This window comes from Frigoribacterium sp. PvP032 (genome assembly GCF_017833035.1).
GTDB lineage: Bacteria > Actinomycetota > Actinomycetes > Actinomycetales > Microbacteriaceae > Frigoribacterium.
Genome location: NZ_JAFIBM010000001.1, coordinates 1,614,851 through 1,630,317 on the forward strand (window position 1 = coordinate 1,614,851; position 15,467 = coordinate 1,630,317).

Below are 15,467 nucleotides of genomic sequence, written 5' to 3' on the forward strand. Positions count from 1 at the left end.
GGGGGCCTACAGGAACCCGAGCAGGTCGATGTCGGCCGGGCGCTCGACGACGCGGCGGCCGAGCAGGTCGTCCCACAGGTCGACGAACTGCGGCAGCGTCTTCGAGACGACGCGGACGTCGTCCAGCTCGACGCCGTCGACGGCGAGGCCGATGATCGCCGCGGCGTGGGCCATGCGGTGGTCGCCGTAGGTGCGCCACTGGCCGGCGTGCAGCGGCGACGGCTCGACGCGGAGGCCGTCGTCGAGCTCGGTGACGAGGCCGCCGAGGGCCGAGATCTCGCTGGCGAGGGCCGCGAGGCGGTCGGTCTCGTGCCCGCGCAGGTGCCCGATGCCCGTGATGGTGCTCGGGCCGGAGGCGAGGGCGGCCAGGGCGACGAGGGCCGGGGCGAGCTCGCCGCCGCGGGACAGGTCGACGTCGACGCCGGGCAGCGACCCGCCGCCGACGAGGCCGTCGCCGCCGTCGACGGTCAGCACGCCGTCGACCAGCGAGACGGTGGCGCCCCAGAGCGGCAGCAGCTCGATCAGGTCGGCCCCGACCTGCGTCGTCTCGGCCGGCCAGCGCGAGATCGAGACGGTGCCGCCGGCCACCAGGGCCGCGACGAGGAAGGGGGCCGCGTTCGAGAGGTCGGGCTCGATGGTCAGCTCGCGCCCGGCGATCGCCGTGGGCGGCACCTCCCAGACGCCGGGCTCAGGGGTCGCGACGGCCACGCCGCGCTGGGCGAGCGCGTCGATCGTCATCTCGATGTGCGGCGTGCTCGGCAGCACCTCGCCCGTGTGGCGGAGCGTCAGCCCCTGCGAGAACCGCGGCGCCGACAGCAGCAGGCCGGACACGAACTGGCTGGAGGCGGACGCGTCGATCTCGACCTCGCCTCCCTCGACCTCGCCCGTGCCGTACAGGCTGAACGGCAGCGAGCCGCGGCCGTCGTCCGACACGTCGACGCCGAGGGCCCGCAGGGAGTCGAGGGTCGCGCGCATCGGGCGACGTCGAGCGGCCTCGTCGCCGTCGAAGGTGATGGGGCCGAGGGCCAGTGCCGCGACCGGCGGCAGGAACCGCATGACGGTGCCCGCGAGACCGCAGTCGACCGTCGCGCCGCCCGTGAGCTCGCCGGGCGTGACGACGAGGTCGGGGCCGAACGGCTCGCCCGACTCGAGCTCGTCGATCGTCGTGCCGAGTGCCCGCAGTGCGTCGATCATCAAGGAGGTGTCGCGCGAGTGCAGGGGAGCCCGCAGCGTCGAGGGGGAGTCGGCCAGGGCCGAGAGCACCAGCTCGCGGTTCGTCAGCGACTTCGACCCCGGCAGCGACAAGGAGGCGCGGAGGGGGCCCGCGGCGCGCGGCGCGACCCAGCGCCCGTCGTCGACCGTGGGCGGAACGCCGCCGTCGTCGTAGGGAGAGAACTCGGGCCCGGAATACCTGTACACCTGCATCGGTTCACCAGGGTAATGCAGCGACGACCTGGAGGACGCGTGCCCACAGCACTTGCACCGAGGCGGATCACCGTGGCCGAACTAGAATCGGCCGTGATGATCACCCCCGAGGGCGACGAGCCCACCCCCGCGACCAGCGCGACCGCACCCGACCCCGTCGAGGCGGGCGACGGCGACGCCGTCGCCGCAGCGACAGTCGAGGCGATCGAGGCCGTCGAGACCTCGGACGAGGGCGAACCGGATCTGCGCGGCCTCTTCGAGGAGCAGGCCCTGCCGTTCATGGACCAGCTCTACGCGGCGGCCATGCGCATGACGCGCAACCCGGCCGACGCCTCCGACCTCGTGCAGGAGACGTTCGTCAAGGCGTTCGCCGCGTTCCGGCAGTTCCAGCAGGGCACCAACCTCAAGGCCTGGCTGTACCGGATCCAGACCAACACGTTCATCAACACGTACCGCAAGAAGCAGCGCGACCCCTACCAGGGCACCATCGACGAGCTCGAGGACTGGCAGATGGGCGGTGCCGAGTCGGCGACCCGCACCTCCGGCTCCACCCGCTCGGCCGAGGCCGAGGCGATCGACCACCTGCCGGACAGCGCCGTCAAGGACGCGCTGCAGAAGGTGCCGGAGGACTTCCGCATGGCGGTCTACTTCGCCGACGTCGAGGGGTTCTCGTACCAGGAGATCGCCGACATCATGAAGACGCCCGTGGGCACGGTGATGAGCCGCCTGCACCGCGGCCGCCGACTGCTGCGGGGACTACTCGCCGACTACGCCCGCGACCGAGGGATCGCGGTGCCGGCCGGCACGACATCGAAGGGCAGCACCAAATGACCGACTGCGGTTGCGACAAGGCGAAGGCCGAGCTCGAGGAGTTCCTGCACGACGAGCTCTGCCGTGAGGACGCCGCCGACATCCGGGAGCACATGGCCACCTGTGCCGACTGCTCCGGCGAGCACAAGGTCGGCATCGTGCTGACGGAGGCGGTGCAGCGCGCCTGCAAGGAGACGGCCCCCGAAGACCTGCGCTCGACCGTGCTCGCGCGGATCCGCGACCTGCAGGCCTCGCACTAGCCCGCAGAGCCCGTTCGGCGCCTGGGGAGCTGGCCCGTCAGCTCAGCGTCGCGTCCTCGCGACGTGCCGCGTGCGCGACGACGTCGTCCCAGAGCAGCTGCAAGGAGGGGTCGCCCGCGTCGCCCGTGCGCTGCACGACCTTCGACACGGCCGGGACGCAGAGCATGAAGTCGGGCTCGCCGACGACCAGCACGAGCGGGTCGTTGCCGGTGCCGGAGCAGAGCCGGCCGCCGTACTCGCGGCGCACAGTCTCGAAGAAGTAACAGGCGGCGCCGAGCGAGACCGCGTCGGGCACCCCATCGGCGTCCACGTCGCCGCGGTGGCGGGCGATGACGGCGTCGAGCGTGCCGACGGAGCCCGGGCTGAAGTCGAGCGAGGCCGCGTCGTCGCGGTGCCCGCCCTTCGCGACCGACTTGACGAAGCGGGACGCCTCGTCGGCGACGTGCTGTTCGGGTGTCGAGTTCCGTGTGAAGAGACCCATGGTCGTCGACCCTATCGTCCGACGTCACGCGTCGTCGACCTGCGCTAGCGTCGTGGCATGACCGCCACGGTGGAGCTCCTCGCCAGCCCGACGTCCGACGACCTCGACGACCTGGTGGCCCTCATCGGGCTGCTCGGCCACTCGCTCGACGCCGAGGTGCTCTCGGCCCGCCTGTCGCACCTCACCGCCGCCGCGGGGCACGAGACCTGGGTGGTGCGCGGCGACGACGGTCGCGTGGTCGCCGTCGCGGGCGCCCACGTGCGCTGGGCCTACAACGCCGACGCGCCGACCGCGCAGCTGCTGCTGCTGGTCGTCGGGGAGGCGGCCCGACGAGACGGGACCGGCTCGCACCTCCTGCAGCACTTCGAGGAGTGGTCGCGCGGCCACGGCGCACGCACCCTCGAGGCCGTCTCGGCCGCCGCCACCGACTCGGCCCACCGCTTCTACCGCAAGCGCGGCTACCACGAGGCCGGCGTCCGCTACTCGAAGCTCGTCTGACCCGCGCGGACGCCGTTCGCGCAACAACACGGACACGGAAGCGACGCGAGAGCGACGAACCGACGTGATGTTCCACGTCGGTTCGTCGCTCTCGCGTCGCTTTCCCAGTCGGGCAGCGGGCCCGCCTGGCCAGCCGGGCGCTACAGCGTGAGCGCCGCCGCGATCAGCTCGGCCTGCTGCGCCGCGCTCGCCTTGGTCGAGCCCGCAGCCGGCGAGGCCGACGCAGGACGCGAGGCGACCGTGATCCGGCGGTCGAGGTGCTTCTGCAGCTCGAGCACGACGAACGGCCAGGCGCCCTGGTTCTCCGGCTCCTCCTGGGCCCAGACGATCTCGGCCGAGGGGTAGCGCGACAGCACCTCGCGGATGCGCTCGAGCGGCAGCGGGTAGAGCTGCTCGAGGCGGACGAGCGCGATGTCGTCCTGCACGCCGCGCTTGTCGAGCTCGGCCGAGAGGTCGTAGTGGATCTTGCCGGAGTGCAGCACGATCCGCTTCGTCGCCGACGGGTCCTGGACGCGGGTGCAGTCGAGCACCGGCTCGAACCGGCCGCTCGTGAACGCGTCGACACCGCTCGTCGCGCCCCGGAGGCGCAGCATCGCCTTGGGCGTGAACACCACCAGCGGTCGGCGGGGGCGCGCGTACGCCTGGCGGCGCAGCAGGTGGAAGTAGGAGGCGGGGGTCGAGGGGCGCGCGATGGTCATGTTGTCCTCCGCGCACATCTGGAGGAACCGCTCCATGCGGGCCGACGAGTGGTCGGGCCCCTGGCCCTCGTAGCCGTGCGGCAGCAGCAGGACGACGCTCGAGCGCTGTCCCCACTTCTGCTCGGCGCTCGAGATGAACTCGTCGATGATGGTCTGCGCGCCGTTGCTGAAGTCGCCGAACTGCGCCTCCCACATCACGAGCGCGTCGGCCCGCTCGACCGAGTAGCCGTACTCGAAGCCCATCGCCGCGTACTCGCTCAGCAGCGAGTCGTAGATCCAGAGGTTCGCCTGGTCGTCGGTGATGTTCTGCAGCGGCAGCCACTCCTGGCCGTTCTCCCGGTCGTGCAGCACCGAGTGGCGCTGCACGAAGGTGCCGCGGCGGCTGTCCTGGCCGGCGAGGCGCACCGGCGTGCCCTCGGTGAGGACCGAGCCCATGGCGAGCAGCTCGGCGAAGGCCCAGTCGATGCCGCCGTTGCGGCTCATGTCGACGCGCTTCTTGAGCAGCTGCGAGAGCTTGGGGTGCACGGAGAAGCCCTCCGGCGGGTTGTCGTGCGCGTCGCCGATCGCGTGGATCAGGTCGAGCTCGACGCCGGTGCTCTCGGGCTCGCCCGAGGTGTCGTCCCGCTGCGACCTCGGCCGCTCGAGGTCGTCGACGTCCCCGCCGTCGTCGGTGATGACGGGCATCGAGCCGGTCTGCGCCGCGTGCGTCTCCTGGAAGGCGCGCTCGAGGCGGTCCTGGAAGTCGCGGTGCGCGCCGTCGTACTCCTCCTGCGTGATGTCGCCGCGGCCGACGAGGGCCTCGGTGTAGAGGGTGCGGACGCTGCGCTTGGCCTCGATCAGGTTGTACATCAACGGCTGGGTCATCGAGGGGTCGTCGCCCTCGTTGTGCCCGCGGCGGCGGTAGCAGATCAGGTCGACGACGACGTCGCGCTTGAACTGCTGGCGGTACGAGAACGCCAGCTCGGCGACCCGGGCGACGGCCTCGGGGTCGTCGCCGTTGACGTGGAACACCGGCGCCTGGATCGTCTTCGCGACGTCGGTCGAGTAGATCGACGACCGCGACTCGGACGGGGGAGTGGTGAAGCCGACCTGGTTGTTGATGACGACGTGGATCGTGCCGCCCACGCGGTAGCCGCGCAGCATCGACATCTGCAGCGTCTCGACCACGACGCCCTGGCCGGCCATGGCCGCGTCGCCGTGGATGAGGATCGGCAGGGTGCCGAAGACGCCCTTGGGCCCGCGATCCTGCTTGGCGCGGACGATGCCCTCGAGCACGCCGTCGCCGGCCTCGAGGTGCGACGGGTTCGCGGCGATGTAGACCGGGATCGTCTCGCCCGTGGCGCTCGTGAACTCGCCCTCGGTGCCCAGGTGGTACTTGACGTCGCCGGAGCCCTGGACCGTGCGCGGGTCCTGCGTGCCCTCGAACTCGCGGAAGATCTGGCCGTACGTCTTGCCGGCGATGTTGGTGAGGACGTTGAGACGGCCACGGTGCGCCATCCCGATCGCCACCTCCTCGAGCTCTTCGCGGGCCGCCTGCTGGATGACGGTGTCGAGCAGGGCGATGGCGGACTCGCCGCCCTCGAGGCTGAAGCGCTTCTGGCCGACGTACTTGGTCTGCAGGAACGTCTCGAAGGCCTCGGCCTCGTTGAGCTTCGCGAGGATGCGCATCTGCTCGTCGTGCGACGGCTTCACGTAGGGCACCTCGACGTGCTGCTGCACCCAGGCGCGCTGCGCGGGGTCCTGGATGTGCATGTACTCGACGCCGATGGTGCGGCAGTACGAGTCGCGGAGGATGCCGAGGATGTCGCGCAGCAGGGCCGAGGTGTGGCCGCCGAGGCCGCCCGTGACGAACTCGCGGTCGAGATCCCAGAAGGTGAGGCCGTGGCTCTCGATCGCGAGGTCGGGGTGGCTGCGCTGGCGGTACTGCAGCGGGTCGATGTCGGCCATCAGGTGGCCGCGGACCCGGTAGCTGTTGATCAGCTCCTGCACCCGGGCCGTCTTGCCCACGCGCTCGGCGAGGTTGACGTTGATGTCGGGGTTCCAGCGGATGGGCTCGTAGGGGATGCGGAGCGCCGCGAAGATCTGCTCGTAGAAGCCGCGCTGCCCGATCAGCAGCTCGTTGACCTTCTTGAGGAACTCGCCCGACCCGGCGCCCTGGATGACGCGGTGGTCGTAGGTGCTCGTGAGCGTGACCGTCTTGCCGATGCCCAGCTCGACGAGCGTCTTCGACGAGGTGCCCTGGAACTCGGCGGGGTAGTCGAGCGCGCCGGCGCCGATGATCGAGCCCGCGCCCTTCATCAGGCGCGGCACGCTGTGGACCGTGCCGATGCCGCCCGGGTTCGTCAGCGAGATCGTGTTGCCCTGGAAGTCGGCCGCGGTCAGCTTGTTGTCGCGGGCACGGCGGACGACGTCCTCGTAGGCCGACAGGAAGTCGGCGAAGGTCATCTCGTCGGCCTTCTTGATGCCGGGGACGAGCAGGGCGCGGGTGCCGTCGGGCTTGGGGATGTCGATCGCGAGCCCGAGGTTGATGTGCGCGGGCGTGACCACCGACGGCTTGCCGTCGACCTCGTCGTAGAAGACGTTCTGGCTCGGGAACTCCTTCAGGGCCTGGACGAGCGCCCAGCCGATGAGGTGCGTGAACGAGACCTTGCCGCCCCGGGCGCGCTTCAGGTGGTTGTTGATGACGATGCGGTTGTCGATCATCAGCTTGGCCGCGACGGTGCGGACGCTGGTGGCGGTAGGGACGCTGAGGCTCGCGTCCATGTTCGTGGCGAGCGACTTCGCCATGCCGCGCAGGGGGGCGACCGTCGCCTCGGGCTCCGGCGCGGGCTCGGTGCTGGTGCGGGGCTTCTCCGGGGCCTTGGCGGGCGACTCGGCCGGGATGGGCTTCTCGGACGGCTCGACCGAGGTGGTCTTGGCGGCCTTCTTGCCGGCCGGGGCAGCCGGTGCCGGGGCAGGCGCCGCGGGCTCGTTCTCGCCGGGTGCGCCGGTCACCTCGTCGGGGACCTGGGCCTGGCCGCCGGTCGCCTGCTCGGGAGCAGGCGCATCGGCGGACGCGGACGCGGATGTCGCAGCGTCGGCGCCGCCTGAGGGCTTGTACGCCTCGAGGACGGGCCACCACGACTCGTCGACCGCGGACTTGTCGACCACCCACTTCTCGTAGAGCTCGTCGACCAGCCACTCGTTGGCCCCGAAGGCACCCTCGTCGGTCGTTCCCGTCACGTGGCTCGTCACAGCCGATCGCCCACTCTCCGTTGATCGTTCGATGTCACGGCGGGCAGCGGCGCCCGCCGTTGACCAGCTTAACAACGTCCGCCTGGCCGCGTCCCGACGACCCGCAGGGATTACCGTTGAGCCATGAGGTTCTACGAGACGACGCCGACCCACGACCTGACGTACTCCGACGTGTTCCTGGTGCCCAGCCGCTCGTCGGTGACCAGCAGGCTCGACGTCTCGCTGGTGCCGGGCGACGGCACGGGCGCGACGGTCCCGATCGTCTCGGCCAACATGAACTCGGTGACCGGCCCCCGCCTCGCCGCGACCCTCGCCCGCCGCGGCGGCCTCGGCGTCCTCCCGCAGGACATGCCGCTGCAGGAGCTCGACGCGGCGATCCGCTGGGTCAAGTCGCAGCCGGTCGAGTGGGACACTCCGTGGTCGCTCGACCCGGGCGAGACCGTCGCCGCCGCGCTGACCCGCGTGCCCGCCGTCGAGGGGCACGGCATCGTGCTGCACGACTCCGACGGCGCCTTCCTCGGCTGCATCGCCGCCTCGCGCCTGGCCACCGCGCCCCGCGACGCCGTGCTCGGCGACCTGCTGCACGGCGCGTTGACCTCGCTCGACGCGGACGACGTCGACTCGCCGCGCGCCGCCTTCGACCGCATGGTCGCCGCCGAGATCGACTTCGCGCCCGTGCTGCGGCACGGCCAGGTGGTCGGCACGGTGAGCCGCAAGAGCGCGCTCCGCTCGACGATCTACCAGCCCGCGCTCGACCGGGACGGCCGCCTCCGGGTCGCCGCAGCGGTCGGCATCAACGGCGACGTCGAGCAGAAGGCCCGCGCGCTCGCCGCGGCCGGCGTCGACGTGCTCGTGCTCGACACCGCGCACGGCGACCAGGACGGCATGGTGGCCGCGGTCAAGAAGGTGGCCGCCGCCGAGCTCGGCCTGCCGATCGTCGCCGGGAACGTCGTCACCGAGGAGGCGGTGCGCCACCTCGTGGGCGCGGGCGCCGACGTGATCAAGGTCGGCGTCGGCCCCGGGGCGATGTGCACCACCCGGATGATGACCGCCGTGGGCCGCCCCCAGTTCTCCGCCGTGCTCGAGACCGCGGCGACCGCCCGCTCGCTCGGCGCGCACGTCTGGGCCGACGGCGGCGTGCGCTACCCGCGCGACGTCGCGCTCGCCCTCGCCGCGGGCGCGTCGTCGGTGATGATCGGCTCGTGGTTCGCCGGCACGGTGGAGGCGCCCGGCGAGCTGGCGACCGACGAGCGCGGCCTCTACAAGGAGAGCTGGGGCATGGCGTCGACCAAGGCCGTGCAGGGCCGCTTCGGCCGGCTCGACCCCTTCGAGCTCGCTCGCAAGACGCTCTTCGCCGAGGGCATCTCGTCGTCGCGCATCTACCTCGACCCGCTGCGGCCGGGTGTGGAAGATCTGCTCGACATGATCACCTCGGGCGTCCGCAGCTCGTTCACCTACGCGGGCGCCCGCACCCTGCCCGAGTTCGCCGAGCGGGCCCTCGTGGGCATCCAGTCGGCGGCCGGCTACGAGGAAGGCAAGGCGCTTCCCGTCAGCTGGTGACGAGCTGCTGGTCGACTCGTGACGGGATGCCGGTCGACCGGTGACGGATGCGGCATCCAGCGGATATGATTCCCTCCCTATGGATGACCCTCCGTCTCAGCCCGCTGCACCCTCCCACCATCCCGTGACCAGGGGCGGTGCTCCGTCGTCGTGAACGAGTGGATCCTGCTCGCGATCGGCATCGTCCTCACGATCGGCACCGGCCTCTTCGTCGCCAGCGAGTTCTCGTTGGTCAACCTCGACCGCTCTGACCTCGAGGCCCGTCAGGCCAAGGGGGAGAAGGGGCTCGCGCCGACCATCGGCGCCCTCCGCATCACCTCGACGCACCTCTCCAGCGCCCAGCTCGGCATCACGCTGACGACGCTGCTGACCGGCTACACGATGGAGCCGGCCATCTCCCGGCTGCTGGCACCGCCCCTCCTCGGCGTCGGCATCCCCGAGCCGGTCGTCACCGTCGCCGGCCCCGTCGTCGCGATCGTCGTGGCGACCCTGCTCTCGATGATCGTCGGCGAGCTCGTGCCCAAGAACTTCGCGCTGGCCCTGCCGCTGCGGACGGCGAAGCTCGTCATCCCGTTCCAGGTCGGCTTCACGACGGTGTTCCGCCCCGCCGTGGCCCTGCTCAACAACACGGCGAACGCCATCCTGCGCGGCGTCGGGATCGAGCCGAAGGAGGAGCTGTCCGGCGCACGGACTGCCGAAGAGCTGTCGTCGCTCGTCCGCCGCTCGGCCTTCGAGGGCAGCCTCGCCCTCGACACGGCGACCCTGCTGGCGCGCACCCTGGCCTTCAGCGACCACACCGCCTCCGACGTGATGACGCCACGTCCGCGGCTCTCGACGGTGACGCGCACCGACTCGGCCGAGACCGTGCTGCAGCTCGCGCGGCGCACCGGGCTGTCGCGGTTCCCGGTCACCGACGACGGCATCGACGACGTCGTGGGCCTCGTCCACGTCAAGCAGGCCGTGTCGGTGCCGCGTGAGAAGCGGGCCGACGTGCCCGTCTCGGCCCTGCTCACCGACGCCGTCCGCGTGCCCGAGACGATGACCCTCGACAACCTGCTCGGCGAGGTCCGCGGCCGCGGCTACCAGATGGCGGTCGTCGTCGACGAGTACGGCGGCACCGCCGGCGTCGTCACCCTGGAGGACCTGATCGAGGAGCTCGTGGGCGAGGTGTCGGACGAGCACGACCGCAGCCGCGTCGACGTCGTGCGCTCCCGCAACTGGCTCACGTTCCCCGGGCTGCTGCGCCCCGACGAGCTGCTCGAGCGCGCGTCGGTCACGGTGCCGGAGGAGGGCCCCTGGGAGACCGTCGGCGGTTGGGTGATGAGCGAGCTCGGGCGCCTGCCCGTGGTCGGCGACGTCGTCGAGTCCGAGGCCGGCACGTTCCGCGTCGAGCGGCTCGAGGGCCGACGGATCGACCGGATCAGGTTCACCCCGACGCCCGAGGACGAGGTCGTCGAGCAGCCGGAGCGCGGTGGTCGTGCCGAGCGCGGCGGCCGTGCCGAGCGCGCGAGCCGGTCCGAGCGAGCGGGCAGGTCGGACGCGCCCGCCTCGATGCGCGACGTCGACGCCCGCCAGAAGGAGACGACCCGATGAGCGACTGGTGGGGCATCGTCTGGCTGGTGCTGCTGCTGATGGGCAACGCGTTCTTCGTGGCGGCCGAGTTCGCCGTCATCTCGGCCCGTCGGTCGCAGATCGAGCCCAAGGCCGAGGCCGGCAGCCGGGCCGCCAAGACCACGCTCTGGGCCATGGAGCACGCGACCATGATGCTCGCGACGACCCAGCTCGGCATCACGATCTGCTCGCTGCTCATCCTGAACGTGTCCGAGCCCTCCATCCACCACCTCCTCGAGGGCCCGCTCGGCCTGACCGGCCTCAGCGAGCAGCTCGTGGGCGTCGTCGGGTTCGTCATCACGCTGCTGCTCGTGTCGTTCCTGCACGTCGTGCTCGGCGAGATGGTGCCGAAGAACATCTCGTTCTCGCTGCCGGACAAGGCCGCCCTGCTGCTCGCGCCGCCGCTGGTGGCCGTGGCGCGCCTCCTGCACGTCGTCGTGGTGTCGCTGAACTGGTCGGCGAACGCCGTCCTGCGGGCGTTCCGCGTCGAGCCCAAGGACGAGGCGGCCAGCGCCTACACCGTCGACGAGGTGGCCACGATCGTGGCGCAGTCGCAGCGCGAGGGCACCCTCCGCGACGGCAGCGGCACGCTCCAGGCGGCGTTCGAGTTCACGGAGAAGACGGTCGACGACGTGGCCGTGCCGATGTCGGGCCTCGTCACGCTGCCCGAGGACGCGACGCCGAGCGACGTCGAGCGGGCCGTCGCCCAGAACGGCTTCTCGCGCTACGTGCTCGTCGACGACGGCGGCGACCCGACGGGCTACTTGCACCTCAAGGACGTCATCGACCTCGCCGAGGACGAGTTCGGCGACCCGGTGCCGCCGAAGCGGATCCGCCAGCTGATCTCGATCTACCAGGGCACCGACCTCGAGGACGCCCTCGCGACGATGCGCCGGAGCGGCGTCCACGTCGCCCGGTCGTTCGACGAGCGGGGCGACACCCAGGGCGTGCTGTTCCTCGAGGACATCCTGGAGGAGCTGATCGGCGAGGTGCAGGACGCGACCAGGCGGTCGTAGGGCCACACGGACGACGACGGCCGCGCCGCCCCTCGGGGTCGGCGCGGCCGTCGTCGTCGTGGGGGCCGCTCGGGCCCCGGACCCTGCTGCTCGCTACGCGGTGCGGAACGGTGCCCGGAGGTACTGCGCGGGCCAGTAGTCGAGCTCGACGCCCAGCTCGGCTGCGGCGCGCAGCGGGAAGTGCGGGTCGCGGAGGAACTCGCGCGCCATCAGCACGACGTCCGCCCGACCCTCGGCCACGACGGCCTGGGCCTGCTGCGCGGACACGATGAGGCCGACGGCGCCCGTCTCGACCTCGGCCGTCTCGCGCACGTGCTGGGCGAACGGCACCTGGTAGCCCAGGCCGACGGGGATCGTCACCCCGGCGACGAGGCCGCCGGTCGAGATGTCGAACAGGTCCGCCCCGGCGTCGCGGCACCAGGCGGCGACGGTCGCGGTCTCGTGCTCGTCCCAGCCGCCCTCGGCCCAGTCGGTGGCCGAGAAGCGGACGAGCAGCGGCAGGTCGTCGCCGACCTCGGCCCGCACGGCGCGGACGACGTCGACGAGGAGGCGCGCGCGGTTCTCGAGGGAGCCGCCGTGCTCGTCGGTGCGCTGGTTGCTGAGCGGCGAGAGGAACTGGTGCAGCAGGTAGCCGTGGGCGGCGTGCAGCTCGATCAGCCCGAAGCCGGCCTCGACCGAGCGCCGGGCGGCGGCGCCGAACGCCTCGACCAGCCCGACGATCTCGTCTCGCGACAGCTCGCGCGGCTCGGCGTAGCCCTCGAACGCGACCGCGGACGGCGCGACCGTCGGCCAGCCGCCCTCGGCCTCGGGGACGGAGCCCTGGGTCTCGCTCCAGGGGCGGAACGTGGACGCCTTGCGCCCGGCGTGCGCGAGCTGGATCCCGGGGACCGAGCCCTGCGACCGGACGAACGCGGTGATCGGCTTGAGCGCCTCGACCTGCTCGTCGTTCCAGATGCCGAGGTCCTGCGGCGAGATGCGGCCGTCGGGGGTGACCGACGCGGCCTCCGAGATCACGGCGCCCGCGCCTCCTCGTGCCAGCGAGCCGAGGTGCACGAGGTGCCAGTCGGTGGCGACGCCGTCCTCCTTCTCGGCCGAGTACTGGCACATGGGGGCGACCCAGAGCCGGTTGCGGAAGGTCTGCCCGCGCAGGGTGACGGCGTCGAACAGGCCGACGGGGGAGCCGCCGGGTGCGGGGGTGGTCGTGGGTTCAGCGTCCGTCTGGGTCACGAGAGCGGTCATCGCCTTTCGGTGGGGTGGCCCGCGAGGCCCTCGACGAACTGTCGGAGCGGCTCGGGGCCGGTGAAGAGGTGCCCGGTGATGCCGAGCGCCTGGGCGGCCTCGACGTTGTCGGACCTGTTGTCGATGAACACCGTGTCGGCGGCGGTTGTTCCGAGCTCGGCGAGGACGTGCCGGAAGATCGAGGCCGACGGCTTCAGGTCGTCGAGCTCGGCGCTGACGAAGACCTGCTCGAACAGGTCGCCGAGGGGCGAGTGGCGGAACGGCGAGGAGAAGTCCTGGCCGGCGTTCGAGAGGATCGCCAGCCGGGTGCCGCCGTCGGCGAGGTCGGCGATCACGTCGAGCGTGCCGGGCTCGGGCACGAACCACGAGGGGAAGTCGGCGGCCCACAGCTCGTGCACGCGCGTGCGCGACCAGTCGGCGCCGGTGTCGGCCTCGACGGCGCGCCAGTAGCCGGTGGCGGTGAGCTTGCCGTGGTCGAGGGCGTGCCGGTGCGTTCCGTAGCTGGCCCAGAGGGCGGCAGGGTCGACCCCGGCCAGTTCTTCGATGCGCCGACGGGAGGCGTCGTCGGGGAACCGCGAGATCACCTCGCCGTAGTCGAAGACGACGGTGCGGCCGGGGATCGAGATGCTCATCGACCCACCGTATCGGCGGGCGCGCAACTGCTCTGGACACCGGCGCTCCGGACGCCGGTGCCGCGAGCCCGACTAGCGTCGGGGCGTGACCACCGACCCGCACTCCGCCTCCCGCCCCGCACCCTGGACCGCCGCCGACGCCGCCGACTGGATCGCCGTCCCGGCGATCGACGACGACAAGTACTCGCGCGGCGTGCTCGGCGTCGTGACCGGCTCGACCTCGTACCCGGGGGCGGCCGTCCTCGGCGTCGAGGCGGCACTGCACACCGGCGTCGGCATGCTCCGCTACCTCGGCCCGGCTCGTGCGTCGGACTTCGTGCTGCACCGTCGGCCGGAGGCCGTCACCAGCGCCGGCCGGGTGCAGGCCTGGCTGCTCGGCTCGGGGGTGGACCCCGACCACCTCGACGACGAGACCGCTGACGGGTTCGAGACGGCCGCCTCCTCGGGGCTGCCCCTGGTGCTCGACGCGGGCGCGCTGTCGCTGCGCGAGCGGGCGACGGGGCCGGTGGTGCTGACGCCGCACTTCCGCGAGCTGGCGCGGGCTTCTGGCCGGTCGGTCGACGAGGTCGCCGCCGACCCGGCCGAGGCTGCGGCACGGGCGGCGGGGGAGTGGGGCTGCACGGTCCTGGTGAAAGGCCACCACACGCACGTCGCCTCGCCGGGCGGCACCCGGCTCGTGGCCGAGAGCGCGCCGAGCTGGCTCGCGACTGCCGGTGCGGGCGACGCGCTCGGCGGCGTGCTGGGCGCGCTCGTCGCCACCCACTCGGACGAGGCGCTCGCCCAGGACGACGCCCTCGCCCGTCTCGCGGCCACCGCCGCGGTCGTGCACGGCCTGGCCGCCGAGCGTGCCAGCGGGGGCGGGCCCCTCACGGTGCTCGGCCTCGTCGACGCGCTCCCGGCGACGATCGCCGCCCTGCTGCGCGCCGGAGCAGGAGGGGCAGAGACGCGTGGAGCGTGATCCGTCACGTGACGGATCACGGAACGGGCTGGCGCTCCGTCACGTGACGGATCAGGCTCAGGGGGGAACCCCCCACACCTCCTCGCCGGTGCTGGGGTGACTGGACGACCGGCCCCTCCCGGGAGGGCGCGTGCCTAGGAGGCGGGGGTCGCCGACACGAGGAACTCGACGGTGCCCGAGTCCTCGACCTGGACGAAGCCGAAGCTCGGCGCCTCGACGCCGTAGTCGCTGAAGGTCACGGGCACCGAGCCGCTGATCTGCACGCCGTCGCCCGAGAGCGCGGCCTGCAGCGAGACGGTGACGCTCTGCGTGACGCCGTGCATGGTCAGGTCGCCCGTCGCCTCCACGGTCTCGACGTCGCCGTCGGCGGGGACGCCCGCGTCGATCGGCTGCGTCAGCACGAAGGTCGCGGTCGGGTAGGTCGAGGCCTGCATCGCGTCGTCGCGGAAGTAGCCGTCGCGGTTGCCGCTGTCGGTCGCGATGCTCGCGACGTCGACGTCGATCGTGGCGGCCGTGACCGAGTCGCCCTCGACGGTGACGGAGCCGGTCACCTGGTCGGTCGTGCCGACGACCGTGACGTCGGTGCCGTTCAGCACCTCGTCCACGCGGTAGCCGGCGGTGCTGCCCTCGCCGACGTCCCAGGCGCCGCTGAGGTCGCTCGTGTCGATGGTCGTCGCGCCGGGGGTCACCGAGACGGTGGGGGCGGCCTCGGGCTCGCCGACGATCACGTCGCGGTAGAAGGCGGGGCCGGCGACCGCGGCGGTGACGCCGAGGCCCACCACGACGACGGCGGCGACTCCGAGGACGATTCCGGTCTTCTTCTTCATGGTGTGTCTCCTGGGGTCGGCTCGGGGAGTGCTCGGGCTGGTCGGCACGGAGGAGGCGCCTGACCAGGATGATGACGCGTCACCCTAGGACGGCGCTGGGAAGGTGCAGCGACGGCAGCCAGCCCTCGGTCGCCCCCAACGCGAGCATCGTTCATCTCGATTGGGTAACGACGCCTCCGCGCTCTGGCGCGCGCCTCCTCCCGGCTATATGTTCCGAG

Annotated in this window: 13 protein-coding genes; 7 read left to right on the forward strand and 6 right to left on the reverse strand. The window is 72.2% G+C overall.

All coding sequences use genetic code 11. From position 1 onward, the window contains the following. Window positions 1-6: 6 nt before the first annotated feature. Entirely contained in the window at window positions 7-1,425 is a 1,419-nt protein-coding gene (gene aroA / locus JOE35_RS07425) for a 3-phosphoshikimate 1-carboxyvinyltransferase (RefSeq protein ID WP_209560554.1), read from the reverse strand. 39 nt (window positions 1,426-1,464) lie between these two features. Between aroA and JOE35_RS07430 the strand changes: the two genes are divergently transcribed. Together JOE35_RS07430 and JOE35_RS07435 are read left to right on the forward strand one after the other, a co-directional pair. Then, window positions 1,465-2,256, forward strand: a complete 792-nt coding sequence (locus tag JOE35_RS07430) for a sigma-70 family RNA polymerase sigma factor (protein WP_374099700.1) — start codon at window positions 1,465-1,467, stop codon at window positions 2,254-2,256. Beyond that, window positions 2,253-2,495 carry a zf-HC2 domain-containing protein gene (locus JOE35_RS07435; RefSeq protein WP_123546403.1) on the forward strand — a complete coding sequence of 81 codons (243 nt, stop codon included), beginning with the start codon at window positions 2,253-2,255 and terminating at the stop codon, window positions 2,493-2,495. Before JOE35_RS07430 ends, JOE35_RS07435 begins: the two co-directional genes overlap by 4 nt. A gap of 37 nt (window positions 2,496-2,532) precedes the next feature. Here the strand turns inward: JOE35_RS07435 and JOE35_RS07440 are convergent, their stop codons facing one another. After that, entirely contained in the window at window positions 2,533-2,976 is a 444-nt protein-coding gene (locus tag JOE35_RS07440) for a hypothetical protein (RefSeq protein WP_209560555.1), read from the reverse strand. A gap of 57 nt (window positions 2,977-3,033) precedes the next feature. Between JOE35_RS07440 and JOE35_RS07445 the strand changes: the two genes are divergently transcribed. Beyond that, a complete protein-coding gene (locus tag JOE35_RS07445; RefSeq protein WP_209560556.1) occupies window positions 3,034-3,474 on the forward strand; it encodes a GNAT family N-acetyltransferase in 441 nt (146 codons plus the stop codon). Window positions 3,475-3,614: 140 nt separating this feature from the next. On the opposite strand, the gene JOE35_RS07450 is transcribed toward JOE35_RS07445, so the two are convergent. Then, a complete protein-coding gene (locus JOE35_RS07450; protein WP_209560557.1) occupies window positions 3,615-7,406 on the reverse strand; it encodes a multifunctional oxoglutarate decarboxylase/oxoglutarate dehydrogenase thiamine pyrophosphate-binding subunit/dihydrolipoyllysine-residue succinyltransferase subunit in 3,792 nt (1,263 codons plus the stop codon). Between the two features lie 123 nt (window positions 7,407-7,529). Between JOE35_RS07450 and JOE35_RS07455 the strand changes: the two genes are divergently transcribed. From JOE35_RS07455 to JOE35_RS07465, 3 genes are all read left to right on the forward strand, one after another. Beyond that, entirely contained in the window at window positions 7,530-8,966 is a 1,437-nt protein-coding gene (locus JOE35_RS07455) for a GuaB1 family IMP dehydrogenase-related protein (RefSeq protein WP_209560558.1), read from the forward strand. Between the two features lie 150 nt (window positions 8,967-9,116). Then, on the forward strand, window positions 9,117-10,559 hold the full coding sequence (locus JOE35_RS07460) for a hemolysin family protein (RefSeq protein WP_209560559.1): 1,443 nt from the start codon (window positions 9,117-9,119) through the stop codon (window positions 10,557-10,559). Further along, window positions 10,556-11,593: a hemolysin family protein gene (locus JOE35_RS07465; protein WP_209560560.1), complete on the forward strand. Its 1,038-nt coding sequence runs from the start codon at window positions 10,556-10,558 to the stop codon at window positions 11,591-11,593. Before JOE35_RS07460 ends, JOE35_RS07465 begins: the two co-directional genes overlap by 4 nt. Before the next feature lie 93 nt (window positions 11,594-11,686). Here JOE35_RS07465 and JOE35_RS07470 read toward each other — a convergent pair whose 3' ends face one another. After that, window positions 11,687-12,832: an NADH:flavin oxidoreductase/NADH oxidase gene (locus tag JOE35_RS07470; protein ID WP_209560561.1), complete on the reverse strand. Its 1,146-nt coding sequence runs from the start codon at window positions 12,830-12,832 to the stop codon at window positions 11,687-11,689. Then, a complete protein-coding gene (locus JOE35_RS07475) occupies window positions 12,829-13,464 on the reverse strand; it encodes an HAD family phosphatase (RefSeq protein ID WP_209560562.1) in 636 nt (211 codons plus the stop codon). Before JOE35_RS07475 ends, JOE35_RS07470 begins: the two co-directional genes overlap by 4 nt. Before the next feature lie 85 nt (window positions 13,465-13,549). Between JOE35_RS07475 and JOE35_RS07480 the strand changes: the two genes are divergently transcribed. Beyond that, window positions 13,550-14,422 (forward strand): ADP/ATP-dependent (S)-NAD(P)H-hydrate dehydratase, encoded by an 873-nt coding sequence (locus JOE35_RS07480; protein WP_209560563.1) that lies wholly within the window; start codon window positions 13,550-13,552, stop codon window positions 14,420-14,422. Between the two features lie 134 nt (window positions 14,423-14,556). Here JOE35_RS07480 and JOE35_RS07485 read toward each other — a convergent pair whose 3' ends face one another. Continuing rightward, the gene (locus JOE35_RS07485; protein ID WP_209560564.1) at window positions 14,557-15,249 is read right to left on the reverse strand and encodes a YceI family protein; all 693 of its coding nucleotides are present in this window, start codon (window positions 15,247-15,249) and stop codon (window positions 14,557-14,559) included. Window positions 15,250-15,467 lie beyond the last annotated feature (218 nt).

What these genes read in the sequence shown, in the direction of transcription:
- JOE35_RS07435 (WP_123546403.1), top strand. Translation starts at nt 2,253, where the DNA reads ATGACCGACTGCGGTTGCGACAAGGCGAAGGCCGAGCTCGAGGAGTTC.
- JOE35_RS07445 (WP_209560556.1), top strand. Translation starts at nt 3,034, where the DNA reads ATGACCGCCACGGTGGAGCTCCTCGCCAGCCCGACGTCCGACGACCTC.
- JOE35_RS07440 (WP_209560555.1), bottom strand. Translation starts at nt 2,976, where the DNA reads ATGGGTCTCTTCACACGGAACTCGACACCCGAACAGCACGTCGCCGAC.
- aroA (WP_209560554.1), bottom strand. Translation starts at nt 1,425, where the DNA reads ATGCAGGTGTACAGGTATTCCGGGCCCGAGTTCTCTCCCTACGACGAC.
- JOE35_RS07455 (WP_209560558.1), top strand. Translation starts at nt 7,530, where the DNA reads ATGAGGTTCTACGAGACGACGCCGACCCACGACCTGACGTACTCCGAC.
- JOE35_RS07485 (WP_209560564.1), bottom strand. Translation starts at nt 15,249, where the DNA reads ATGAAGAAGAAGACCGGAATCGTCCTCGGAGTCGCCGCCGTCGTCGTG.
- JOE35_RS07465 (WP_209560560.1), top strand. Translation starts at nt 10,556, where the DNA reads ATGAGCGACTGGTGGGGCATCGTCTGGCTGGTGCTGCTGCTGATGGGC.
- JOE35_RS07470 (WP_209560561.1), bottom strand. Translation starts at nt 12,832, where the DNA reads ATGACCGCTCTCGTGACCCAGACGGACGCTGAACCCACGACCACCCCC.
- JOE35_RS07475 (WP_209560562.1), bottom strand. Translation starts at nt 13,464, where the DNA reads ATGAGCATCTCGATCCCCGGCCGCACCGTCGTCTTCGACTACGGCGAG.